Here is a 22,684-nt window from a genome sequence, read left to right as displayed (position 1 = left end):
TAAAAAAGCCCCTTTTAAGGGGGCTAATTACTCAAGTGATATTAAATAGTAATAAATAGGTTGTTCCCCTCTTACTAATTCAATTTCACAGTCTTCATATATTTCTTCTAATTGTTCAACTAATTCTTCAGCTTTTTCATCTTCTACATCTTCACCTGCGTAAAGAGTGATTATTGAATGTTCTTCATCAAAAAGCTCTGCTATTAAATCTTTTGTAACCGATTCAATATATTGTCCACTAGCAACTATATTCTTGCCACTTAATCCAATTATATCTCCAACTTTTATGTCCTTACCATTCATGTTAGTATCTCTAACTGCATAAGTAACTTGAGCTGATATAACTTCTTCCATGGCATTTGTCATAATGTCTTTGTTTTCATCTGGAGTTAAATCGCCTCTGAATGATAATATTGAAGCTATTCCTTGAGGTATTGTCTTAGATGGTATTACAACTATATTCTTTTCACTTATGTTAGCTGCTTGCTCTGCTGCAAGAATTATATTTGAATTGTTTGGAACTATTATTACATTTCTTCCAGCTACTTGGTTTGCCGCATTTACAAAATCTTCTGTACTTGGGTTCATTGTCTGTCCACCCTCTACAATTTTGTCAACGCCTAAAGATTTAAATAGTTCTGATAGTCCACTTCCCATTGATACGGCAACTATAGAATATTCCTTTTCTTCAACTGGAACTTCACTCTTAGTTGATGCTACTTCCTCTTTTGAGAAAAGTACTTCTTCGTGTTGGAATCTCATATTGTCTATTTTAATATCTTGTAAATCCCCAAGTTCAATTCCATATTGAAGAGCCTTTCCAGGGTTGTTAGTGTGAACATGCACTTTTATAAGTCCTGACCCACTTCCTCCAACTACTAATAGACAATCTCCAAGTGGTGATAGCTTAGCTTTAAAAGCTTCCAAATCTTCATATTCTGTATTAATTATGAACTCAGTACAATATCCAAACTCAATGCTTTCATCAGCTTTTCCTAAATGTACTTCTTTTTGTTTCTTTTTATTTAAAACTTCATCATCTTCAGATACTATTTCCTCTCCCATAAGAGCTTTATAAGCACCTTCCATCAATACACAAAGTCCTTTTCCACCAGCATCTACCACGCCAGCTTCTTTTAAAACTTGTAATTTTTCCGGAGTCTTTGAAAGAGATATATTTGCAGCTTCTATAACATCTTTTAAGAATTCTAAAATATCGTCATATTTTCTGAAATTCTTAATTGCAAAATCAGAAAGCTCTCTACCAACTGTCAAGATAGTTCCTTCTGTAGGTTTCATTACGGCATTATAAGTTGTCTCAGAAGCCTTTTTTAAAGCTTGTGCCAACTCTTGCACGTTTAATTCATCTTTGCCTTCACAGCCTTCTGAAAAGCCTCTCAAAAATTGAGAAAGTATTACCCCAGAGTTACCTCTCGCTCCCATAAGTGAGCCTCTAGCAGCTGCTTTTGAAACGTTATATGCTGTTAAGTCTTCTACCGCTTGCACTTGTTTTAATGCAGATTTTGAAGTAAGAGACATATTAGTACCAGTGTCTCCATCTGGAACTGGGAACACATTCAAGGAATTTACTTCCTCTTTATTTAGAACAAGATAATTGACCGCACCATTTATAGCACGAGACATCAATTCCCCATTTAAACTTTGAATCTTCACTATGCTGTTCCCCCTACTCTGTCCTTATGCCTTCAACTAAGACTTCTATTTTATCAACTGTAAGTCCTGTCAAATCCTCAACATTAAATTTAACTCTATCTATAATATTATTTCCAACTGTAGAAATTCTTACTCCATATTCTAATACAACATGTAGAGTAATATTAATCATTCCATTTTCTGAATAAACTTGAATTCCTTTAGACAAATTATCAAGTTTTAAAATTTGTAATAATCCATCCGCTGCATTCTTAGATGCCATACCAACTATTCCGTATGATTCCATAGCAGATATTCCCGCTATATGCGCTATTACATTATTCTCTATTACAATATTTCCTAAATCAGTATTTATATTTGCAGACATAGAGCACCTCCTATGACACTTTTTCTTGTCTAATTATTATATAATTATACCATTAAATGGAAGTTTCTAAAACTCTTAATAGCTTATACTTCCAACTTCTTAAATTTTTGTGCTATTTGAAATTAAAATTGTAATTCTTGATTATTTTATTTGCAATTTCTATATATTCTATGTTAAAATAAATGAGTTATAAAGCTCGGCAGTGTGGTCGAGAAATGAGAAACCTGAGGAGGTGCGATTATGTCAAAGAGATGTGAAATATGTGGAAAGACTAAATCATTTGGTAATACTATTTCTTTTTCTCACAAAAGAGGTAACAGAACTTGGTCTCCTAATATAAGAAGAGTTAGAGCACTTGTTAATGGTCAACCTAAGAAAATCAACGTTTGTACAAGATGTCTTAGATCTGGAAAAGTTGAAAGAGCCATTTAAAATTTCAGGACTGTTCTCGCAGTCCTTTCTATCTTCATTTATTTAAGTACTTAAGTACTACGCCCAGATAGCTCAGTCGGTAGAGCAGAGGACTGAAAATCCTCGTGTCGCTGGTTCGATTCCGGCTCTGGGCACCAAAGATCTCTTTTAGGTCTTTAATTTAAATCAGTTAACAAACTCAGTCTTTTAGGCTGGGTTTATTTTTGTGTAAAAATCTCTTCCCCTTAGATTACAAATCTTTTTCAAACAATATCATAAATAAAAAAGATATTTCCCTTGCAGTATAAATCTAGCACATGAGAAATATCTAAATCTAAATTTTATAAAGTAATATTTTGCTCAACAAATTGCAATTAACCCTATTAATTGTTTTAAAATCTTTTATCTATTCAATACTATTTAAAATATTTTCAAGCTCTTCTTCATTAAAGCTATATTTTTCATTACAGAAGTGGCATGTTACCTCTGCCTTTCCATCCTCTTCTATAATAGCTTTTAATTCATCTTTACCAATTGAAATTAGAGAATCTTCAACCTTTTCTCTTGAACAGTCGCAGTTAAATCCTATTTCCTTTTTGTCTAAGAACTTTATTTCAAATCCATCCATAACATGTTCTATTATCTGTTCAGGAGTTAATCCTTCGTCCAACATAGTTGTTATAGCTTTTAATTTTGAAATATTTTCTTCTATCTTAGAAATACATTCATCATCCGCACCAGGCATCAATTGAAGAATAAAACCTCCCGCTGCTCTAACTGTATAGTCTACATCCACAAGCACACCCAAAGATACTACAGATGGCACTTGGTCTGATCTATAGAAATAGTTTGCTAAATCCTCTGCTATCTCGCCACTTATAAGTTCAACCTTGCCTATATAAGGCTCTTTTAAACCTTGATCTGCAACCACAGTAAGAGTTCCATTTCCAACTATCCTTCCAACGTCCAATTTGCCGTCAGATTCTCTTATTTCACAATCAGCCATAGGATTGTTTACATATCCTTTTACAACGCCATTTGCCTTTGCTGTGACAACAATTTGTCCTATTCCACCATCGCCTTTTATATTCAAAGTAAGTGTATCTGCTTCATTCTTTAAATTTTCTGACATCAAAGCTGCTGCTGTCAAAGTTCTTCCCAAAGCTGCTGTTGCCGTCTTAGATGTGTTGTGTATATTTCTCGCAGTCTCTACCATATTCTTGGAATTGCAAGCAAAAATTCTAACTTGTGCATCCTTATCAATTGCTCTTACTAAATAATCCATTTTACCTCCCAGCTACAAAAGTCAATCTACTTGACTCGCTTAAATCATCTTCTTCAGTATAATCATCAAAAACTTTTACTTTATACCCTATTTTCTTCAACATATCTATCAAATAATCTGTGCCATATGCTCTTTGAACGTGCTCTTCGTAAAATCTTTCGTAGAGTTCTCCTTCTTCCTTAAAAAAGTTCACAGAGTAAGTATTCAAGCGCTCTTCTTCATCATAGAAATTTTCCCATATATAGAAAACTCCGTCACTTTCATCTACGTAAGTTTCTTTCATAGTTTCAAATTTATATATTGAATTTATATCAAATATGAACATTCCTCCGTCGTTTAGATGGTCATAAACCCATTTAAAAAGTTTTTCCAACTCTTCTCTTTCCAAAATATAGTTTATAGAATCACAGCTTGATACAACCAAGTCATAATTTCCCTCAAACATTAAATTTTGCATATTTTGTTTATAAAAATGAACATTTTTATTCATTATTTTATTAGCTGCCACAGCCAACATCTCATCTGATAAGTCTATTGCATCCACTTGAAAATCTTCCACAATAAATTCTGTCAAATTTCCAGTTCCACAACCTAATTCCAAACACTTTTTAAATTCTTTGCTATTTTTTTCAACTGTGCTCTTTATAAACTTATATACTTTTTCATAGTCAAAGTCCCACATTAATTCATCATAAACCGCTGCAAAATCTCTATAATTATCCATTCATTACCTCATTATAAATATCCATTAAAACTTTTCCTGAGTTTTCTCTAAAAATCAACTTCGCCCTTCTATCCTCTGGTGTAGGAGTATTGTTTATTATAATTAAATTCTTTACATATCTCGGCAAAAAATTTACAGGACTTACTGTCAAACTTGAACCCACCACTATAAGTAAATCAGTATCTTGTAGTTCGTCAACCGCCCTTGAATAATCATCCGGCATCATATCTCCAAACATTACCACATTTGACCTTACAATTCCGCCACACTTTTCACACTTGGGTGGAATTTCTCCACTGTCAACTCTGTCTTCAAGATATGAAAAATTATATTTAGAGCCGCATTTCATACAATGCACTCCTCTAGTCTCTCCGTGCACTTCGTATACATTCTTGCTGCCAGCTTCAAAATGTAAATTATCTATGTTTTGAGTTACTATCCCAGCTAAATATCCTCCACTTTCCAGTTTAGCCAAAGCTATATGTCCATCATTAGGTTTCTTTCCGTTTAAATCCTTTAAAATTAAATATCCTTCTGAATAAAATCTCTTTGGATCACCTAGCATGGTATCTACAGATAGCGCTCTAACCGGGTCAAATTTTCTATAATATCCTCTGTCAGATCTAAAGTCAGGTATTCCGGACTCTGTACTTATCCCAGCACCTGTTAGCGCAAAAACTTTTTTACTACTTTTTATTAATTCAGCTGCTTTTTTTATATTTTCCATACTAACACCTCTTAATAGAAAACCACTTTATAATAAATCAAATACAAGATAAACAAAGCTATTATCGGCACAAAATTGAAGAAATCAAAAGTTTGTGCTGCTCTAATTCTCTGTCTACGTCCATAGAATTCATCTTCCCTTTTCTTTTCAAAGTACATTTTTCTATACATAATTTTTAAAATAAATAGTGAAATTGCTGATACTATTATTAGTAAGGTTATTATATAAAGCTGTAATGAACCTATATCTTGCGCTAATGATGTACTCCTTAAATAACTAAATAAAGAGTCATTAATATACCTCGAAGATATAAGCGCAATGACATTATTAGTAAAGTGAGCAATCATACATGCGAAAATAGAACCAGTTAGTTCTAAAAAATTACCAAATATTATTCCTAATAATAGAGGCGCTACAAAATTTTGAATGTCAAAGTGAAATAAAGCAAAGACCAGCGCACTCATAAATATTGCAAATCTCGCTCCATATATATCATAAGAATTTATAAGAGCTCCTCTAAAAAATATTTCTTCACATATAGCCGGCACAAGACACATGTAGAATAGATATCCACCTAATTTCATATCTCTTGTAACTATATCCATTGAAAAATTATTCAACTCTGTAATATTTGAAAATAAAGTTAAAAACAAACCGTTCACCAATAAAATTATAGGATAAGCCAATATTGTCATAATAATAACCCTTAAAATATTTTTAAAGCTTATGTGCTTAATCCTCAATACATGAGTAAACTTTCCAGTGCCCGCTATGAAAAGAGCTGGAATTAAAATTATAAAGATTTCATTTATAAATGTCCCTCTAAAAAAATTTTTACCTTGTATGTAATTTCCAATCAGTAAAAATAGTATAGATAATAAAAGTGTAAATGTGTTTACACTTAAAACATTTAAATTTTTCTTTTTATACTTTTTACTTTTCAAATTTATCTTCATTACTTTTCCTCAATATATAGTCTAATTTGGAGTTGATTTCTTTAATCACAACTAATAATTTATTAAGTGTAATTTGAATGCTTACAAGTATTATAAAAAATATGACTATCCCCAAAATTGTATATTTCATACCTATCACCATTTCTAATTATATCAAATCGAATAAATATTTAAAACTTGTAACGTTGATGATATAATCATGTAGGAGGGATTAAATGAAAAATTTTAATATACAAGAGCTTGCTCAAAATAAATTGGTTATTTTGTATACAATTCAAAAATCTTCAAATACTTTTCACGAAGATGATCTAACTTCCTTCATATTAAAAAATGAATTTTTAAATTATTTTTTCTATAAACAATACTTGGGAGAACTATATGATAATGGATTTATTGAAATTGTCGACCACTATATTCAGCTGACCGAAGAAGGTCAAATCGCCCTTGAAATGTTTAGCGATAGGTTACCTGAAAATCTAACTAACTCTATTGATATAGAAATAGAAAATTTAAAAGAACCTACTGACTATGAAAATTCTATAATAGCAAACTATACAAAAGAAAACGAAAGATTTTTTGTAAATCTTGCAATAATTGAATTTGAAGTAGATATATTTAATCTTAGTCTTGAGGTTCCAACAGAAAAGTATGCCATAGACATTTGTAAGAGATTTAAGACAAACCCAGAAGAATTTTATATGAATGTTATTCAATATTTAGAAAAATAACAACCACTAAGACACTTTGCTATCAAAGTGCCTTTATTATTTTAAACTCTACCAAAAAACAGTAAACCCATGATGTGTACCCATAAAACTGGACACAATATTTAATTAATTATTAGTGGATGCTAACCTATATTTTGTAGGTGGCATCCATTTTGTTTTTGATTGAATCCTTTCGTTGTTGTAATAGTAAATATATTCCTCTATTGCTTTTGAAAATTCTTCAAAAGAGCTATAACTCTTTTCATAACCATAATAAATTTCATTTTTTAATCTTCCAAAGAATGTCTCCATTATGGAGTTATCATAGCAATTACCTTTTCTTGACATTGATTGTCTTATGCCATGTTTTTTAAGCTCATTTACATAATATTCATGTTGGTATTGCCAACCTTGATCTGAATGTAGTATTAAGTTATCTAGTTTTGGAAATTTGTTAAATGCTTTTTTCAACATATTTGATATCTGATTTAAGTTAGGACTTAAGGATAGGTCGTAAGAGATTATCTCATTGGTATACATATCAAGTATTGGAGATATGTAGCATTTACCCCAAGAGAATTTAAATTCTGACACATCTGTGGTCCATTTTTGTAGAGGTTTATCTGCCTTGAAATATCTATTTATTATATTATTAGCTACTTTACCTACCTTCCCCTTATATGAGTGATATTTTTCCTTAGATCTTTTTCCAAATAGTTTTAGCTCATGCATTATTCTTTGAACTCTTTTATGATTTATGATATAACCTTGATTTATCAACTCCATATATACTCTTCTTACTCCATATCTTCCTTTGTGGAAGTTAAATATTTGAGTTATTTTATCTGCAATGTGACTATTCTTAATCTTTATCTTATCAACTTTATTTATTTCAAAATAGTATGTTGATCTTGGCATATCAATAGCTTTTAAAAGATATTTTAGTCTGTATCCTTCTTCTTTGAGTTCTTTGATAATCGCTGCTTTTTCGCCTTGAGTTGCGCAGCGTAACGTTCTTCTCTCAAGGCGATCTCTTTTTTTATTATTTCGTTTTCTGCTTTTATATATTCATTTTCTGCTCTAAGTTTTATTAGTTCTTCTCTTTCAGATTCATTAAGTTTTTTTGCTTTATAGATATTTTTATTTTTCATACTTGTATTTTTAGATTTACGACCTCTCTTTTTATTTACAAGACCATTATATCCATAATTTTTATACTTGTTAACCCATGAATAAAGCTGTCCATGATTAATTCCATATTCAACTGCTATAGATGTTATGGAATTTCCAGCTAACACTTTAGATACCATTTCTAATTTCTCATCAGGTGTCCAATTGATATTATTTCCATGTTTTAAAATTTCTGGTCCATGAAGTTCTTCTAACCTAACCCATATTCTAATTGAATCATGAAAGTTTTTTTCGTTGGTCCTTTCAGGTGTATCAGGCCATTTACCATCTCTATACAATTGCACGCTTTCTTTTTTTATTTCATAACTATATTTCATAAAAATACCCTCCTTACTGGTTTGTCCAGTAAAGAGGGTACATATCATATAAGAGCCGGCTTTTTAATCAGTTTTTAAAGCTGTGTACAGGAGCTGGAATTCTTCCGCCTCTGTTTATAAAATTCTTAGCTGAATTATTTCCTATATCCATTATAGGCGCATAGCCAAGTAGTCCACCAAATTCAGCAAACTCTCCTACACCTTTTCCTACAACAGGAATAACTCTAACAGCTGTAGTCTTTGCATTTATAACTCCGATTGCAGCTTCGTCTGCTATCATAGCTGAGATTGTTTCAGCAGATGTATCTCCAGGTATAGCTATCATATCAAGCCCAACTGAACAAACAGCAGTCATAGCTTCCAATTTATCAAATGTTAAATGTCCTGACTCTGCTGCCTTTATCATTCCCTCATCTTCTGAAACAGGGATAAATGCACCTGATAATCCTCCAACACTTGATGAAGCCATAAGACCACCTTTTTTAACTGCATCATTTAGCATTGCAAGCGCCGCTGTAGTTCCGTGTCCACCAACTGTTTCAATTCCGATTTCTTCTAAAATTCTACCTACTGAGTCACCCACTGCCGGAGTCGGAGCAAGTGATAGGTCGATAATACCAAAATTTTTATTAAGTCTTTGAGAAACTTCTTTCCCTACAAGCTCTCCCATTCTAGTTATTTTAAATGCTGTTTTCTTAATTGTTTCATAAACTTCATCTATAGGAGCGCCTTTTAATTTATCTATTGCGACTTTAACTACTCCAGGTCCTGAAACTCCTACGTTAATCACCGTATCAGATTCAGTAATCCCATGGAAAGCTCCAGCCATAAATGGATTGTCTTCAACCGCATTTGCAAATGCTACAAACTTTGCACAACCTATGGCATCTGCATCTTTAGTCAACTCTGCAAGTTCTTTTATCTTATGTCCTAATAGGCTTATTGCATCTAAATTCATTCCAGCTTTTGTAGACGCTACATTCACGCTTGAACAAACGTAAGTTGTCTCTGAAAGAGCATGAGGAATTGAGTTTATTAAATTTAAATCTCCAGGGCCCATTCCCTTTTGAACTAAGGCTGAAAATCCACCTATAAAATCTACTCCAACTTCTTTTGCAACTCTATCCAATACTTTTGCATAATGTGTGTAATCCTTAAGTTCTGACGCAGCTGCAATTAAGGCTATTGGAGTTACAGAAATTCTGTTGTTTATTATCGGCACTCCATACATCTTTTCAATTTCACTTGTAGTATTTAAAAAGTTTTCAGTTTCTCTCATCATTTTATCGTAGATTTTTTGAGTTGCTCTTTTTGAATCAGAGTCTATACAATCTAAAAGAGAGATTCCCATTGTAACTGTTCTTATATCCAAATGCTCATCTTCAAGCATCTTTATAGTTTCTAATATATTTCTCTTGTCCATAGTTCACCTAAATTCTATGCATCTTGTTAAAAATATCTTCGTTTTGAATCTTTATGTAGACTCCTATTTCTTCACCCAACTTATCAAATCCTTCTACTACTTCTGTGAAAGATGCATTTGAGTTAGTTAAGTCAACCATCATCATTGCAGTGAATTTATCGTCCATAATTGTTTGGTTGATATCTAAAATATTGATATTATACTTAACTAATAATTCTGAAGTTCTGTAAACTATCCCTGTAAAATCTTTTCCTATAATTGTAAGTATCGCTTTCAATTTTCTTCTCCTAAATCATATTGTTTTTCTTAATTATATCATACAATAAATTTTTATTAATTATTTGTTTAAAAAACATTTAAAATTGGTAAATAATTAATAAATAGGAGGTGCTTATGAAAGTTATTTTTCACATTTTAGAATTAAACAAATGGCAAACAAATATTCAAAACATTAGAGACTTATTATCTAATGATGCCGAAGCTGAAATTGAAGTTATTGTTGGTAGTGATGCTGCATGCCTTTTTGGTAAGTATAGCGGTATAGATTTTGACGATTTGTTAAACAATCCAAAAGTTAGAATAACCATTTCAAAGTTTGGTCTTGAAAATAATAATCTCGATTCTACTTTCCTACCAGCAGGAGTGCATGTTGATGATTACATAATCACAAGAGTTGCAAAATTGCAACATGAAGGATATGCATACATAAGACTATAATTTTACACATTAAAAGAGAGCCTATATAGACTCTCTTTTTATTTTAATCTTCTATTTTTAAATTTTTCATGGATAAGTCCAATATCTTTGAAGAATGTGTTATTGAACCACTTGATATAAAGTCTGCTCCCAACGCTCTATATTGCTCAACATTTTCAAGACTTACATTTCCTGAAAGTTCAATATAGGCAGTGCCGTTTATAATCTCAATTGCTTTTTTAATAGTGTTTACATCCATATTGTCTAGCATGATAATATCTGCACCTGCATCGACAGCTTCTCTTACCATTTCTAAATTTTCAACTTCAACTTCTATCTTAGTAACAAATGAAGCATAATCTCTAGCCATGTTAACAGCTTCAAAAACTGAACCCGCTGCTGCTATATGATTATCTTTTAAAAGTATTGCATCCGAAAGATTGTATCTATGGTTTTTAGCTCCACCAACTGTAGCTGCATACTTCTCAAAAAGTCTCATATTTGGAGTTGTCTTTCTAGTATCTACTATTTGAGTGTGAGGGTCGTTTAATGCCTTAACTAATTTATTGGCATAAGTTGCCACACCGCTCATACGTTGCATATAGTTTAGCGCTGTTCTCTCTCCTGTAAGAAGAGTTCTCACATCAGCAAATATCTTTGCAACCAAGTCACCTTTCTTTACTGAATCTCCGTCTAGCTTATAAATTTCAAATTTAACATCTGAATCGATCAGTTGAAAAACTCTCTTAAAAACATCTATACCTGCTATTATTCCTTCTTCTTTTGCCAATAATTCAACTGACGCATTCTTTGGCTCTGTATAAATAGCATTAGTAGTTACATCTTCATGAGTTACATCTTCTTTTAGTGCCATTTCTAAATAGTCATCTATTTGAAAATTTTCAAGTTTTTGCATTATTATCCTCTATTCGTAAATTTTATTTTTCACCATATTTTGCTATAGTTTTTTTCTTCATAATAGCAATTGATATAAACAGCGTAATTAATGCTGCCGGTAATGCTACTATTTGATTTTGTAATATTCCCGCTGTAAAGAATCCCACAACTGATGCAAAAGCACACATAAGTGCGTATGTTATTTGACTTGATACATGGGCTATGTGGTCACACCCAGCACCTGCTGATGATAAGATTGTCGTATCTGAAATTGGAGAACAGTGATCTCCAAATACTGAACCTGAAAAGATTGCAGCTAATACTATGCTCAAATAGTGCATATGGTTTGATTGCACAAGTATAGGAACTAATATTGGAATTAGTATACCAAAGGTTCCCCAAGCTGTACCTGTAGAGAAAGCAAGGAAACTTGCCACTACAAAGATTATTGTAGGTAAAATCCACATAGGCATATTTGAACTTTCTATAAGCCCTGAAATATATCCTCCTGTGTTTAGGTAGTCAGTACTTGTTATACCACCTATTGTCCAAGCTAAAGTAAGGATTACTATAGCTGCTATCATTGATTTCATTCCATCAACTATACCATCCATAAACAATCTAAAACTTACTAATTTTCTTGGAATGTACATAAAAAATGCACAAATTATAGCCACTACAGAACCTATTACAAGGGATAGATTCACATTTGCATTACCAAATGCTTCTGCAGCTGTTGCTTCTCCTGCAAAGAATCCACCAGTTCTCATCATCATTAATATTGTAACACTTATAAGTACAATTATAGGCAGTATCAAATCTATTACTTTCCCTTGATCTGAGTGAGTATATCCTACTTCTTCTTTTGTAATAATTCTTGAAGTATCATTTCTTTCGTAAGATTCCATAGAACCTATTTCGTATTTAGAGAAAGAAAAATAAATTACTGTTATGATTGTAAGTAGTGCGTATAAATTCAAAGGTATTGTACTTAAGAAAACATTCATAGGGTTTTCTACTCCAGTATCACCGATTATTGCAACTACAGATGCCGCCCAGCTTGATACTGGAGCTAAGATACAAATAGGTGCTGCAGTAGAGTCTATAATATTTGCAAGTTTCGCTCTTGAAACTTTATTTTCATCTATTATTGGTTTCATTACAGCTCCAACTGTAAGACAGTTGAAATAGTCGTCAATAAATATTAAAATACCTAAAAGAGCTGTTGCTAACTTTGCATTTTTCTTATTGCTGATTTTTTTACTAGCCCATTTCCCATAAGCAAATGAACCACCAGCCATGTTCATAACCATTACTAGAGAACCTAAAAGAGCAAGAAATATTATCATAAGTGCATTATCTCCTACTTTAGTTCCCATTAGGGTAAACACTTTTTCAAGTGCAAGTACTATATCTCCACCTGTTAAAATCAATCCCCCTGCTATTATTCCAAGCAATAGAGATGTGATTACTTCTTTAGTTATAAGTGCCAAAACAATTGCAACTATAGGTGGAATTATAGATAAAATTCCAAATTCCATTAAATCACCTTTTTTCTTAAATTTCTATCTATTATAACCCAGAACTGAGTATTTTACAATCATGAGCCTATTTATTGGCCATGTATTGTTCTCCTAAGAAACTGTTGTCGACCTTTAAATAACCTGCCCTTACAAGTTCTTCAAGTTTTAATTTGAGTTGGTCAACTGTCATTTCAACTCCCTGAGTTTTTAAATGTTTTATTACTTCTATTGAGCCCACTGAAGTTGCTATCGGCAAGAGATCTTTTATCTTTTCATAGAATTCTTCATGGTCTCTCTTCCTCAACTCTTGCAACTCATCAAAAGGATTTTCTTTGTGAGGAGATTCCGTATCTGCATATCTTATTCTCACATAAGATGTCCTCCCCAATTTCGCTGAAGATATAAACACATCTCCAGTTTGTAGATAAGGTAGTCTCTTAGATTCTTCTGTAGATATATCAGTTTCTTCTCTTATGGTGTCTATGTCTGATGCCCTTACCGTTCTAAAAATCATTTTTGTGTTTAATTGAGCAGTTATCGTATCATCAAGTAGAGTTGGTCTTTGAGTTGCCAAAACTAAAAATACACCATACTTACGCCCTTCTTGTGCTATTTCTCTCAATACATGTTTTGTAGGAGAATCTATTCCCTTTGGCGCAAAATTATGTGCCTCATCTGTAACAATTACAAATGGCGGGAAAAAGTCTTGTGCGTGTCCGGCGTATTTCCCCTCTCTGTAGTCCCTTCTCATATTGTAGAGTTTATTTATTAGATATGTTGCGAAGACTTGAATCATTCTCGTAGAGCCTTGGATAACTTCCACTTTCCCGGACATAATCCCATCTACTACCGGCGTTATATCCTTGTCTAAGACACCTTCGTTCTTAAGCCTTTGAAGTCTCCATATTATTCCTCTTACAGTGGCTTGGTTAGATGAGTTCCCATACTTTTCATAAGTTGCTCTTACATGTCTTAGTCTTTCTCCTTCAACAACGTCTCCGGATGCATCTACTTCGTCTATTTTTCTATTTATCTTATCCGTGCTTCCATATTCAAAAGCCACCAACAATTCATTTAATCGATTAGAAAAAGTATAATAATTTTCGCCTCGTTTAAACATTATATCTATTGTATTTCTCATTGCATCAGATATACTACCTGATGTGTCCAAAAGATTCTTTAAATCTCCAGTGCTTAAATCTTCAAACTTTATGCCTATATCTATTCCAATTTGTCTGCAATTATACTTATCTTCGTAGTTTATACTTGATTTTGTTGCAAAACTCATTTCAAAATGAGGATCCATTACCACAGTTGGAATTCCTTTTTTCATAAGTTCTTCAAGTAGAACTCTTATTCCAAAACTTTTTCCAGAACCAGAACCTCCAAACACTCCTATGTGTGGGTATTCATGCATACTTTTATAGTTTAAAATATATGGAACATCTTTTTGTGGTATTTGAATATTTTCAAATGTCGTAAAAAGATTTTTATATTTATCGTCCATATCATCCGTCAAACTATCTGTATTTCTAATAGCACCCAACAATAGACCATCTTCCGGCTCTGCTGAAATCAAAAGGTTTTTGACTTCTTCAAATTTTGGAACCCTTATCTTACTACCAGCCATGACTGGATATTGAGCCTCTCTCATCAACCTCAATTTAGCTATATAGATGGTTTCTTCGTTCACATTCCAACCTATTGCCTGTAATGAACTTATTACAGATTGGTCCACAAAATCTCCACCCTTTGACATAGGTATGTATCTGTTAAATGTGTTCGCCTCTACAACTTCAGCCACCAATTGACCTTGTATATCTTCAATGATTAAAAATTCATTTATTCTAAAGTTTCTTTTTCTATTTGCAGCATAAACTTCTCTAGAAGATGTAAGCCCTACAACCGTCATTTTTTCATTTTCTATCATAAAGTTCTCCCATCTCTCTCAGACACAAAAAATCTTCTGTAAATATCTCTATCCATGTACTCTTCCAACAAAGTTCTGACTAAAGTGTCCGTTATCTTAACTTCAGCATCAACTATATCAAGCCACAATGGAACTCCTCTTGAATGCTCAGGTGTTAGTGTATAGACCAAGTTTGCCGCCATTTCTAATTCGTCCCTGTACTCTTTTAGAATATCCAAGCCTATAATCATGGAGTCCAAGCTACATCTTAAAAAAGCTGAAACTAGATTTGCCTCTTCAAACTTCTTATTACATTCATCGTTTATAATTAAAAGTTCTCCTCTATTAAGCCTTCCATAGATTAGTTCTCTGTCATAGTAAGCATTCCTTCCAATTGCCCTTGCTATTACATCTGTCTTTAAATCCTTAATAACCCCCATCAGAATTACATTATTTTCAATGCAAACTTCTACGAGTTCCTCAAATTTTTTGGAGTCATTTATCTTATATCTTATAAGACCTCCGTCCATCATTATAATGCTTGGCTTTTCATTCTCCGCACTATAGATTGCCGCATCCATTTCAATTTGAGATAGTAAAACTTCCCTTTTTGAGCTTTCGCCATCTCCACTCGCATCTATCACAGGAGAATACAATTGGTTGAAGTATATATCTTCTCCCTTAGTTGGCTTGGCCAAAGCTTGGTATATTTCAACATAGTGCGGATCTGCTCCGCCCACTTTCATAACCGAACCGTCAACTCCAACCAAAACTCCCAGTTCATTTAGAAAATTAGTGTCGAGTTTTGTCATCTTTTTTATCTGTCCGATTTGTGAAAGAATGTCTCTTCTGAAAACTTCATTGTCCATAGAAAAAAATTCGTTATACTTTTCTTTTAATTGACGATTTAGTTCTTGGACTTGAGCCTTCATCCCATCTATATTAGGCATCTCCATTCTCCTTTAATTCAAGACTCACCTTATAGACTTCATTTTTATTTATTCCAGTTTCAGAACTCACTTGTTTTACAGCTTGGGACGGCTTTATCCCAGAAGAAATCTTTTTCAAAAGAAGTGCTTTTATATCGAAAACTTCTTCTTCTGTATTGCCCTCAACTACTATTACAAATTCTCCTTTTTCAAAAATTTGCTCCATGACTTCAGATATTTTGCCTCTGTAAGTAGTTTCGTACATTTTAGTAAGCTCTCTTGAAACAGAGATATTTCTATCTCCAAAAACATCCTTCATATCTTCCAAAACTTTTAAAATTCTATGAGGTGCTTCATAAAATATCATTGTGTATGGAAAACTCTTTAAACTCTCCAACTCTTTTACTCTTGCAGATGATTTAGAATTTAAAAATCCATAAAATAAAAAGTGGTCTGTATTCAGTCCTGAGCATATCAAAGCCACATTTGCTGCATTCGCTCCCGGAAGCACACAAAATTCAACTCCACTCTTTATAAGTTCCACAGCAAGTATGGCACCCGGATCTGAAATACCAGGCATGCCAGCGTCTGAAACTAAAGCAATATCCTTTTCTTTTGAAAGCTCTATCAACTCTTTGGCTTTCTCCTGTTCATTGAACTTATGATAAGCTATTAGCTGTTTTTTCAATTCAAAATGACTCAGAAGTTTCATAGTAACTCTTGTGTCTTCACAAGCTATCACATCAACTTTCTCAAAAACCTCTAAAGTTCGCATCGTTATATCCGATAAATTACCTATCGGAGTTGGACAAAAATAAATCATCCTATCATCTCATTTCTGTATATTTTCTTAAACTCTTCAGAGTCAACTTCTCCATCTTTTAAAATAAGATCTGATATTTTCATTCCCTTCGCAGAATTCTTAATGCCTTCAATCAAAAACCTTTTGCTACTTGAATGTATATCTTTCTTAATAAAAACTATCCTTCTCGGCTCAATGTGATTTTCTCTAAGACCCGCTATTGCATCCACCATCCTATCCACTGGAAGCACCGCATAAAATCTGCCCGAATTCTTAAGTACAAAACTTGCCGCATAGAAAAAATCCATCAATTCTGTGGAGTGTCTTGCCTTGGTTATAGTTTCATCTTTTGGTTTTAAACCTGAACTAAAGTACGGCGGATTCGTAATCACAACATCAGCTATCTGTCTGTTTAAAATTTCTCCAATCTCCTTTATATCTACATTATAGTTTTGTATTTTTTCTTCAAGATTATTTTCCTTAGCAGAAAGTTCCAACAATTCTAAAGCTTTTGGATTTATTTCAATATTTATTACCTTCTCTACATTATCTGCTACTCTAAATCCAATAATTCCAAAACCTGCTCCTAAATCCACACAAGTTCCCTTCACCTTGGCAAAACTTGTAAGTGCCAAAGAATCAAAAGTGTATTTAAAATTTTCATCATCCTGATAAATTATATATTCCGTTCCCGGTACAATATCTCTTTTCATAACTATAATTTTAACATAATACGAACATAAAAAAATAGCTCGGTTTCCCAAGCTATAATTTTATGATTTGAGTTAATTTTTTGTTTCGCTCTATTTTTTCTTTAATAATTTTCTTTCTCTCTTCATAGCCTTGAATTATAGAAGTTTCTTCTTCAGTTACCCCTTCGATTTTTGGTACTTTTTCACCAGGCTTTAATTTTTTTGCCGCATAAGTTATAAATCCAAAAGCAGCTAAATATCTTTCACCAGTCACTGATTTTTCACCAACAAATTTAAGAAATATCTCCATAGACGCATCTCCTGTCCCAGATATAAATGCTTCACCAAATATGAAATCTCCAAGCTCTATTGGATTCACAAAATTAAATTGGTCAAAAGACGCAGTTGTAACTGAACCTCTTCTATGTTTTATAGAGACTAAGCCAGATAAATTATCGGCCCACTCTAAAATCCTCGCTCCATATACACTTCCGCCCTCATTTAAATCATAAGGTACTGTTGCATGAGAGAAAAAACACTTGCTATCAGAAGTCTTCTTAGTTGTTGTAAAGTTCCCTTGCAATTTGAGCACCTATTTTAGCATTGTTCTTTACAAGCGCTATATTTGATTCAAGAGAGTTTCCACCAGTAGCAGTTAATACTCTGTCTAATAGGAATGGTGTTGTTTCTTTTCCGTGAATTCCTTCTTTTTTAGCATCGATAAGCGCTAATTCGATAGCCTTGTTTATAACATCAGCTTTCATAGCATCTTCTTCAGGTATAGGATTTGCAACAACAACTCCACCATTTAATCCTAAATCCCATTTAGTATTAATTGCATTTGCTATTTGTGAAGTTTCATCCATTCTATAATCTAAATTAAATCCAGAGTGTCTTGTATAGAAAGCTGGCATTTCTTTTGTTTGGTATCCAAAAACAGGTACACCAAATGTTTCAAGGTATTCAAGAGTTAAACCAATATCTAAAATTGATTTTGCTCCAGCACACACTACAGCCACATTGTTAGTAGCAATTTCTTGTAGGTCACGAGAGATGTCAAATGTTTCTTCAGCTCCTCTGTGAACTCCACCTATACCACCTGTTACAAGAAGTTTAATTCCTGCTAAAGCAGCTGTGATTATAGATGTTGCAACAGTAGTAGCTCCATTTAGTCCATTAGATACTACATAAGCATAGTCTCTTCTTGAACATTTTATAATATCCTTTGAAGTTGCCATAAATTCTAATTCTTCTTCAGTTAGACCAACTCTGATTTTCCCATTTATGATTGCAGTAGTTGCAGGAACACATCCATTTTCTCTAACTATTTCTTCACAAGCCTTAGCTGTTTCTAAGTTCTTTGGATATGGCATACCATGAGAAATAATAGTTGATTCTAAAGCAACTATTGGCTTTCCACTGTCCATAGCTTCTTGAACTTCTTCACTTATAACCATATATTTTTTCATTAATTCTTTATTTAACATTTTTCATTTCCTCCTCTATTCTACCAACTGAAACAGTTTCAATTGTAGTTGACTTAGACTTTAGGGCAACTCTGCTACAAGCTGTTGCATACTTAAGCTTATCAATCAAGCTAAGCTTTGCATAATCTCCATAGATGTATCCAGCCATGAAAGCATCACCTGCTCCTGAAGCATTTTCTATTTTCATCTTTTCTGAGCTTATATGAATTGCATTTTCAGCATCTCTGTATACCAAACCATTTTCTCCGACGGTTACTACAACAGATTTAACTCCCTTTTCAACAAGAATCTCAGCAGCTTTGTGAGCATCTTCTATAGAATTAATTTCTATTCCACTAAGGAATTGAGCTTCATGCTTATTTGCCTTCAAGAAATAAATTCTATTTAAAGAAGTAACTAATTTTTTAGCTTTTTTAACTGAAACACAGTCTATATAAAAGTTTTGTTTAACATCATTTAAAAGATATTTTATTGTGCTTTCAGGTAAGTTTGTTTCTATTACCGCACAATTTGAATTTTCTATCTTCTTTTTCTTTTTAAATAACATATCTGGTGTTAGCTTATCCACGATACTCATATCGCTTATAGCAAACTCCATGTCTCTTTCTTCATTTAAGATAGCTAAATATGTTGAAGTAGGTTTATCTTGGAAAACAAAAATGTCTTCAGTCTCTACCCCTATTTCTTTAAGACCATTAACTAAAAGCTCCCCATTGCTATCTTCTCCAAAAGCTCCAATAAATGAAACCGGTACATTCAGTTTAGCTAAGTTTTCACTTATATTTCTTCCAACTCCGCCACCTGATTTTACAATAGTTCCAGGGTTTGAATCTTTTTTTATAATTTTTGAATCCGGGTATCCAACTATATCAACATTAGCCCCACCTATTACTGTTACAAGTGGTTCTTCTCTAAATATATATCTTCTACCTAATATATAACCTTGCTTTGATAAATTATTAATATGAACTGCCACCGAAGAACGTTTAATATCTAATATATCAGCTATTTCTTGTTGAGATATCGTTGGCGTTTTCTTAATAAGTTCCATAATCTCTGATTCACGTGGTGTCATTATTTTTCTCCTTTATTTATGTTTAAATTATAAGCTTTTATTTGTTTATTTGTCAAGTAATTCATTGTAACAATTCCTGCAAAGTGGTTCATACTCATCACTTGCACCTATCACAATTCTATTTGTATCCTTTGACTTTCTATGAGAAACCCAAGCATCAGCTCCACAGATTGTGCATACTGCGTGGTGTTTATATAAATAGTCCGCTCTTGCCATAAGTTCTTTTACTAAATCAAATGGATTTGCTTCAAAGTCCATATCTAATCCTGCAACTACTACAGTCTTTTTCTTCTTCAAAAACTCATTTATTTGATTTAATATGTTGTCAATTTCTCCCTCTAAAAATTGGACCTCATCTATGCCTATAACATCGACTTCATTGTTTTCTATATACTCTCTTATAGAGTCTATATCTTTACACATAACTGCGTTCAAATGAGTGTTGTCATGTGTAGATATTCTTTGTTCTTCTCCTCTTGTATCTAGCTTAGGTTTAAATGCAACAGTAGTATACCCTGCTATTTGAAATCTTTTTATTTCTCTTTCTAAGCTTGAAGTCTTACCACTGAACATTGAACCTGTGTGGACAATTAATCTACCTTTATACTGATGCATAACTCCTCCAATTATCTATACTTAATTAATGCTGTTAAATCGATTAGTCTATTTATAACTTTACCATAAACTATTGTACTTTTATTTAACAAATTTTTAAATACCTATTTAAAAATTGAACATAATTATAATTGTATTTTTTATTTCTATCATTTATTTAAAGTTTTTTGTCCAAATAAAATTAAAATTTTATTATTTCTTTTTTTATTTATATCCCTTATTACAAAAATATACTATCATAAATTTATTTTTAATCTTATTTCAAATATTTATTGTAAAATACTCCAAAAATTATAGAAAAAGTAATATAATATTTAGTGTCAAATACGGTAGAATTAATTTGACTTAATCTGTGTTTATTGTTAGAATATGCCGGAACAATGGCATACAATATAGATATTAAAAAGAGGTTATAAATGGATAAAAATAAAATTGAGAAAGCTGTCACTATGATTCTTGAAGCTATAGGAGAAGATCCTACTAGAGAAGGTCTTGTTGAAACTCCTCAACGTGTTGCAAGAATGTATGAAGAAATTTTTTCTGGTTTAAACCAAACAGCTGAAAAGCACCTTTCAAAAACTTTTGAGTTAGTTGAAAATAATATGGTTATAGAAAAAGATATTCCTTTCTACTCTATGTGTGAACACCACCTACTTCCTTTCTGGGGTAAAGCTCACATCGCTTACATTCCAAATGGAAGAGTTGCAGGCCTTTCAAAGCTTGCAAGAACTGTTGAGTTATACGCAAAGAAACCTCAACTTCAAGAAAGACTTACTATGGAAATAGCTGATGCACTAATGGAATTTTTAAGCTCTGAAGGTGCTCTTGTAGTTGTAGAAGCAGAGCATATGTGTATGAATATGCGTGGAGTTAAAAAACCAGGCACATCAACTATGACTTCTGTTGCAAGAGGTAAGTTCGAAACTGATTTGAATTTAAAAAATGAAGCTTATAGATTAATGGGACTGTAATGGAAAATTCAAATATTATTTTTAATCTTCCATCCATTCAAAAATTACTACAGGAATTAAAAACTTTAGAAGATGATAGAATTTATTGCAGACACAATCTGACTCACTTCTTAGACGTGGCTCGTATCTGCTACATTTTATGTCTTGAAAATAATGTTTCTGTATCAAAAGATGTGATCTATTCTGCGGCTCTACTCCATGATTTGGGTAGAGCTTATGAATATAAAAATGGAACTCCCCACGACTTAGTATCTATCGAAATCGCCAAAGAAGCTCTTTCTCACACAAGTTTTAATGAGTCAGATAAGTCTTTGGTTTTATCCGCTATAGAGCATCACAGAACAAAAAGTGATTCTTTAAACTTTGAGTCACTATTCTACAGAGCAGATAAACTTTCAAGAGATTGCTACAATTGCAAAGCACACGATTGTAAATGGGACGATCACAAGAAAAATTTAGAAATAAAGTATTAGGAGTTTTTATGGATTATATTAAAGTTTCGAATTTAATAGTTTTTGCAAATCACGGAGTGTTTAAAGAGGAAAAGACTCTTGGTCAAAAATTTGTGATTGATATAAATCTTGGACTGCAAACTCAAGAAGCTGCTCTTACTAATGATTTAGAAAAATCTGTGCACTACGGTTTCTTATCCCAAGAAATACAAGATCTTTTTCAATCTAAATCAAATGATTTAATAGAAACTTGCGCTGAAGAAATTGCTCAGTTTATTTTATATAAGTATTCTTTGGTTGATGAAGTTTCAATTACTGTAAAAAAACCATGGGCTCCTGTACACCTACCATTGGATGAAGTCTTAGTCCAAATAACAAGAAAGAGATTTCGTTGTTTCTTAGGGCTTGGCTCCAACTTGGGAGATTCTTTAGAATTATTAAACATGGCCTATGCTAAAATTGAAGATAATTACACTAAGATAATAAAAAAATCAAGTGTCTACACAACTCCTGCTTGGGGACTTGAAAATCAACCTGATTTTAAAAACTCTGTAATAGAAATTGAGACAACTTATTCACCTCAAGTTCTATTAAAACATCTTCAAAAAATAGAAATAGATTTGGGCAGAGAAAGAAAAATACATTGGGGTCCAAGAACTATAGACATTGATATCTTATTTGTTGAAGACCAAAAAATTTATCAAGATAATCTAATAGTTCCACATCCTTACATTCAAGAAAGAGAGTTTGTGTTAGAACCTCTTTGTGAAATTGCACCTCATTTTATTCACCCTGTTTTAAACAAATCAATTAGAAATATATATGACGAATTTAAAAGCACTGTCAAATAGACA

The 22,684-nt window shown here is 32.5% G+C and carries 27 protein-coding genes and 1 tRNA gene; 7 read left to right on the top strand and 21 right to left on the bottom strand.

Annotated features, from left to right (window positions below; all coding sequences use genetic code 11):
* Positions 1-27: 27 nt before the first annotated feature.
* Entirely contained in the window at positions 28-1,674 is a 1,647-nt protein-coding gene (locus B8869_RS02135; RefSeq protein ID WP_084230101.1) for a DAK2 domain-containing protein, read from the bottom strand.
* Positions 1,675-1,687: 13 nt separating this feature from the next.
* Positions 1,688-2,041, bottom strand: a complete 354-nt coding sequence (locus B8869_RS02130) for an Asp23/Gls24 family envelope stress response protein (protein WP_084230100.1) — start codon at positions 2,039-2,041, stop codon at positions 1,688-1,690.
* Positions 2,042-2,281: 240 nt separating this feature from the next.
* On the opposite strand from B8869_RS02130, the gene rpmB reads away from it, so the two are divergent.
* Together rpmB and B8869_RS02120 are read left to right on the top strand one after the other, a co-directional pair.
* A complete protein-coding gene (rpmB, locus tag B8869_RS02125) occupies positions 2,282-2,473 on the top strand; it encodes a 50S ribosomal protein L28 (protein WP_004821237.1) in 192 nt (63 codons plus the stop codon).
* Between the two features lie 61 nt (positions 2,474-2,534).
* Positions 2,535-2,610: transfer RNA gene (locus B8869_RS02120), tRNA-Phe, on the top strand.
* Positions 2,611-2,858: 248 nt separating this feature from the next.
* Here the strand turns inward: B8869_RS02120 and hslO are convergent.
* From hslO to B8869_RS11670, 5 genes are read right to left on the bottom strand one after another with little or no spacing between them, the layout of a single operon-like run.
* Entirely contained in the window at positions 2,859-3,737 is an 879-nt protein-coding gene (gene hslO, locus B8869_RS02115; protein WP_084230099.1) for an Hsp33 family molecular chaperone HslO, read from the bottom strand.
* A 1-nt stretch (position 3,738) separates the two neighbouring features.
* A complete protein-coding gene (locus tag B8869_RS02110; RefSeq protein WP_084230098.1) occupies positions 3,739-4,461 on the bottom strand; it encodes a class I SAM-dependent DNA methyltransferase in 723 nt (240 codons plus the stop codon).
* Entirely contained in the window at positions 4,454-5,188 is a 735-nt protein-coding gene (locus B8869_RS02105; protein WP_084230097.1) for an SIR2 family NAD-dependent protein deacylase, read from the bottom strand. The genes B8869_RS02110 and B8869_RS02105 overlap by 8 nt, the downstream gene beginning before the upstream one ends.
* Positions 5,189-5,199: 11 nt before the next feature.
* Complete coding sequence (locus tag B8869_RS02100) at positions 5,200-6,144, bottom strand: CPBP family intramembrane glutamic endopeptidase (RefSeq protein WP_200805939.1); 945 nt, start codon at positions 6,142-6,144, stop codon at positions 5,200-5,202.
* Positions 6,122-6,274 carry a cation:proton antiporter gene (locus B8869_RS11670; protein ID WP_200805938.1) on the bottom strand — a complete coding sequence of 51 codons (153 nt, stop codon included), beginning with the start codon at positions 6,272-6,274 and terminating at the stop codon, positions 6,122-6,124. The genes B8869_RS02100 and B8869_RS11670 overlap by 23 nt, the downstream gene beginning before the upstream one ends.
* Before the next feature lie 85 nt (positions 6,275-6,359).
* On the opposite strand from B8869_RS11670, the gene B8869_RS02095 reads away from it, so the two are divergent.
* Complete coding sequence (locus tag B8869_RS02095) at positions 6,360-6,872, top strand: DUF4364 family protein (RefSeq protein ID WP_084230096.1); 513 nt, start codon at positions 6,360-6,362, stop codon at positions 6,870-6,872.
* 105 nt (positions 6,873-6,977) lie between these two features.
* Here B8869_RS02095 and B8869_RS02090 read toward each other — a convergent pair whose 3' ends face one another.
* The 4 genes from B8869_RS02090 to B8869_RS02075 all read right to left on the bottom strand — a co-directional run bounded on the left by B8869_RS02090 (position 6,978) and on the right by B8869_RS02075 (position 10,059).
* Positions 6,978-7,826: an IS3 family transposase gene (locus B8869_RS02090; RefSeq protein WP_234989794.1), complete on the bottom strand. Its 849-nt coding sequence runs from the start codon at positions 7,824-7,826 to the stop codon at positions 6,978-6,980.
* Positions 7,793-8,359: a helix-turn-helix domain-containing protein gene (locus tag B8869_RS02085; RefSeq protein ID WP_084230095.1), complete on the bottom strand. Its 567-nt coding sequence runs from the start codon at positions 8,357-8,359 to the stop codon at positions 7,793-7,795. The genes B8869_RS02090 and B8869_RS02085 overlap by 34 nt, the downstream gene beginning before the upstream one ends.
* 67 nt (positions 8,360-8,426) lie before the next feature.
* Complete coding sequence (locus B8869_RS02080) at positions 8,427-9,782, bottom strand: PFL family protein (protein WP_084230094.1); 1,356 nt, start codon at positions 9,780-9,782, stop codon at positions 8,427-8,429.
* 7 nt (positions 9,783-9,789) lie between these two features.
* Positions 9,790-10,059, bottom strand: a complete 270-nt coding sequence (locus tag B8869_RS02075; protein ID WP_084230093.1) for an ACT domain-containing protein — start codon at positions 10,057-10,059, stop codon at positions 9,790-9,792.
* Positions 10,060-10,175: 116 nt separating this feature from the next.
* On the opposite strand from B8869_RS02075, the gene B8869_RS02070 reads away from it, so the two are divergent.
* A complete protein-coding gene (locus B8869_RS02070) occupies positions 10,176-10,499 on the top strand; it encodes a DsrE family protein (protein ID WP_084230092.1) in 324 nt (107 codons plus the stop codon).
* A 43-nt stretch (positions 10,500-10,542) separates the two neighbouring features.
* Here the strand turns inward: B8869_RS02070 and nadC are convergent, their stop codons facing one another.
* The 10 genes from nadC to B8869_RS02020 form a co-directional block, all read right to left on the bottom strand.
* On the bottom strand, positions 10,543-11,394 hold the full coding sequence (gene nadC, locus B8869_RS02065; RefSeq protein ID WP_144017924.1) for a carboxylating nicotinate-nucleotide diphosphorylase: 852 nt from the start codon (positions 11,392-11,394) through the stop codon (positions 10,543-10,545).
* Positions 11,395-11,416: 22 nt separating this feature from the next.
* Positions 11,417-12,916, bottom strand: coding sequence for a Na+/H+ antiporter NhaC family protein (locus B8869_RS02060; RefSeq protein ID WP_084230090.1), 1,500 nt, complete (start codon positions 12,914-12,916; stop codon positions 11,417-11,419).
* Between the two features lie 67 nt (positions 12,917-12,983).
* Positions 12,984-14,828, bottom strand: coding sequence for an ATP-binding protein (locus tag B8869_RS02055; protein WP_234989721.1), 1,845 nt, complete (start codon positions 14,826-14,828; stop codon positions 12,984-12,986).
* Positions 14,825-15,757, bottom strand: coding sequence for a DNA double-strand break repair nuclease NurA (locus B8869_RS02050; RefSeq protein ID WP_234989720.1), 933 nt, complete (start codon positions 15,755-15,757; stop codon positions 14,825-14,827). The genes B8869_RS02055 and B8869_RS02050 overlap by 4 nt, the downstream gene beginning before the upstream one ends.
* On the bottom strand, positions 15,750-16,559 hold the full coding sequence (rsmI, locus tag B8869_RS02045) for a 16S rRNA (cytidine(1402)-2'-O)-methyltransferase (protein WP_084230088.1): 810 nt from the start codon (positions 16,557-16,559) through the stop codon (positions 15,750-15,752). Before rsmI ends, B8869_RS02050 begins: the two co-directional genes overlap by 8 nt.
* Entirely contained in the window at positions 16,556-17,251 is a 696-nt protein-coding gene (locus B8869_RS02040) for a tRNA1(Val) (adenine(37)-N6)-methyltransferase (RefSeq protein ID WP_084230087.1), read from the bottom strand. The genes rsmI and B8869_RS02040 overlap by 4 nt, the downstream gene beginning before the upstream one ends.
* A gap of 52 nt (positions 17,252-17,303) precedes the next feature.
* A complete protein-coding gene (locus B8869_RS02035; protein ID WP_234989719.1) occupies positions 17,304-17,822 on the bottom strand; it encodes an acyl-CoA thioesterase in 519 nt (172 codons plus the stop codon).
* Complete coding sequence (locus B8869_RS02030; RefSeq protein ID WP_084230085.1) at positions 17,788-18,717, bottom strand: pseudouridine-5'-phosphate glycosidase; 930 nt, start codon at positions 18,715-18,717, stop codon at positions 17,788-17,790. The genes B8869_RS02035 and B8869_RS02030 overlap by 35 nt, the downstream gene beginning before the upstream one ends.
* The gene (locus B8869_RS02025) at positions 18,707-19,792 is read right to left on the bottom strand and encodes a carbohydrate kinase (protein WP_084230084.1); all 1,086 of its coding nucleotides are present in this window, start codon (positions 19,790-19,792) and stop codon (positions 18,707-18,709) included. The genes B8869_RS02030 and B8869_RS02025 overlap by 11 nt, the downstream gene beginning before the upstream one ends.
* Before the next feature lie 45 nt (positions 19,793-19,837).
* The gene (locus B8869_RS02020) at positions 19,838-20,407 is read right to left on the bottom strand and encodes a thymidine kinase (RefSeq protein WP_084230083.1); all 570 of its coding nucleotides are present in this window, start codon (positions 20,405-20,407) and stop codon (positions 19,838-19,840) included.
* Between the two features lie 416 nt (positions 20,408-20,823).
* On the opposite strand from B8869_RS02020, the gene folE reads away from it, so the two are divergent.
* Genes folE through folK form a run of 3 tightly spaced genes read left to right on the top strand, consistent with a single transcriptional unit; the run spans position 20,824 to position 22,681 of the window.
* Complete coding sequence (gene folE / locus B8869_RS02015) at positions 20,824-21,378, top strand: GTP cyclohydrolase I FolE (RefSeq protein ID WP_084230082.1); 555 nt, start codon at positions 20,824-20,826, stop codon at positions 21,376-21,378.
* Complete coding sequence (locus B8869_RS02010) at positions 21,378-21,851, top strand: HD domain-containing protein (protein WP_084230081.1); 474 nt, start codon at positions 21,378-21,380, stop codon at positions 21,849-21,851. The genes folE and B8869_RS02010 overlap by 1 nt, the downstream gene beginning before the upstream one ends.
* An 8-nt stretch (positions 21,852-21,859) precedes the next feature.
* Positions 21,860-22,681 (top strand): 2-amino-4-hydroxy-6-hydroxymethyldihydropteridine diphosphokinase, encoded by an 822-nt coding sequence (folK, locus tag B8869_RS02005; protein ID WP_084231035.1) that lies wholly within the window; start codon positions 21,860-21,862, stop codon positions 22,679-22,681.
* The last annotated feature ends 3 nt before the right edge of the window (positions 22,682-22,684 follow it).

This window comes from Peptoniphilus asaccharolyticus DSM 20463 (genome assembly GCF_900176115.1).
Taxonomy (GTDB): Bacteria; Bacillota; Clostridia; order Tissierellales; family Peptoniphilaceae; genus Peptoniphilus; species Peptoniphilus asaccharolyticus.
This window is presented reverse-complemented; position numbering and strand designations above follow the sequence as displayed.

Bases quoted from the DNA above. Each gene is read 5' to 3' on its own strand.
- B8869_RS02110 (WP_084230098.1), bottom strand. From the start codon at position 4,461: ATGGATAATTATAGAGATTTTGCAGCGGTTTATGATGAATTAATGTGG.
- B8869_RS02020 (WP_084230083.1), bottom strand. From the start codon at position 20,407: ATGCATCAGTATAAAGGTAGATTAATTGTCCACACAGGTTCAATGTTC.
- B8869_RS02010 (WP_084230081.1), top strand. From the start codon at position 21,378: ATGGAAAATTCAAATATTATTTTTAATCTTCCATCCATTCAAAAATTA.
- B8869_RS02080 (WP_084230094.1), bottom strand. From the start codon at position 9,782: ATGGACAAGAGAAATATATTAGAAACTATAAAGATGCTTGAAGATGAG.
- B8869_RS02025 (WP_084230084.1), bottom strand. From the start codon at position 19,792: ATGACACCACGTGAATCAGAGATTATGGAACTTATTAAGAAAACGCCA.
- B8869_RS02130 (WP_084230100.1), bottom strand. From the start codon at position 2,041: ATGTCTGCAAATATAAATACTGATTTAGGAAATATTGTAATAGAGAAT.
- B8869_RS02100 (WP_200805939.1), bottom strand. From the start codon at position 6,144: ATGAAGATAAATTTGAAAAGTAAAAAGTATAAAAAGAAAAATTTAAAT.
- B8869_RS02040 (WP_084230087.1), bottom strand. From the start codon at position 17,251: ATGAAAAGAGATATTGTACCGGGAACGGAATATATAATTTATCAGGAT.
- rpmB (WP_004821237.1), top strand. From the start codon at position 2,282: ATGTCAAAGAGATGTGAAATATGTGGAAAGACTAAATCATTTGGTAAT.
- B8869_RS02105 (WP_084230097.1), bottom strand. From the start codon at position 5,188: ATGGAAAATATAAAAAAAGCAGCTGAATTAATAAAAAGTAGTAAAAAA.
- rsmI (WP_084230088.1), bottom strand. From the start codon at position 16,559: ATGATTTATTTTTGTCCAACTCCGATAGGTAATTTATCGGATATAACG.
- B8869_RS02095 (WP_084230096.1), top strand. From the start codon at position 6,360: ATGAAAAATTTTAATATACAAGAGCTTGCTCAAAATAAATTGGTTATT.
- nadC (WP_144017924.1), bottom strand. From the start codon at position 11,394: ATGCAAAAACTTGAAAATTTTCAAATAGATGACTATTTAGAAATGGCA.
- folE (WP_084230082.1), top strand. From the start codon at position 20,824: ATGGATAAAAATAAAATTGAGAAAGCTGTCACTATGATTCTTGAAGCT.
- B8869_RS02050 (WP_234989720.1), bottom strand. From the start codon at position 15,757: ATGCCTAATATAGATGGGATGAAGGCTCAAGTCCAAGAACTAAATCGT.
- B8869_RS11670 (WP_200805938.1), bottom strand. From the start codon at position 6,274: ATGAAATATACAATTTTGGGGATAGTCATATTTTTTATAATACTTGTA.
- B8869_RS02085 (WP_084230095.1), bottom strand. From the start codon at position 8,359: ATGAAATATAGTTATGAAATAAAAAAAGAAAGCGTGCAATTGTATAGA.
- B8869_RS02060 (WP_084230090.1), bottom strand. From the start codon at position 12,916: ATGGAATTTGGAATTTTATCTATAATTCCACCTATAGTTGCAATTGTT.
- B8869_RS02055 (WP_234989721.1), bottom strand. From the start codon at position 14,828: ATGATAGAAAATGAAAAAATGACGGTTGTAGGGCTTACATCTTCTAGA.
- B8869_RS02070 (WP_084230092.1), top strand. From the start codon at position 10,176: ATGAAAGTTATTTTTCACATTTTAGAATTAAACAAATGGCAAACAAAT.
- folK (WP_084231035.1), top strand. From the start codon at position 21,860: ATGGATTATATTAAAGTTTCGAATTTAATAGTTTTTGCAAATCACGGA.
- B8869_RS02030 (WP_084230085.1), bottom strand. From the start codon at position 18,717: ATGTTAAATAAAGAATTAATGAAAAAATATATGGTTATAAGTGAAGAA.
- hslO (WP_084230099.1), bottom strand. From the start codon at position 3,737: ATGGATTATTTAGTAAGAGCAATTGATAAGGATGCACAAGTTAGAATT.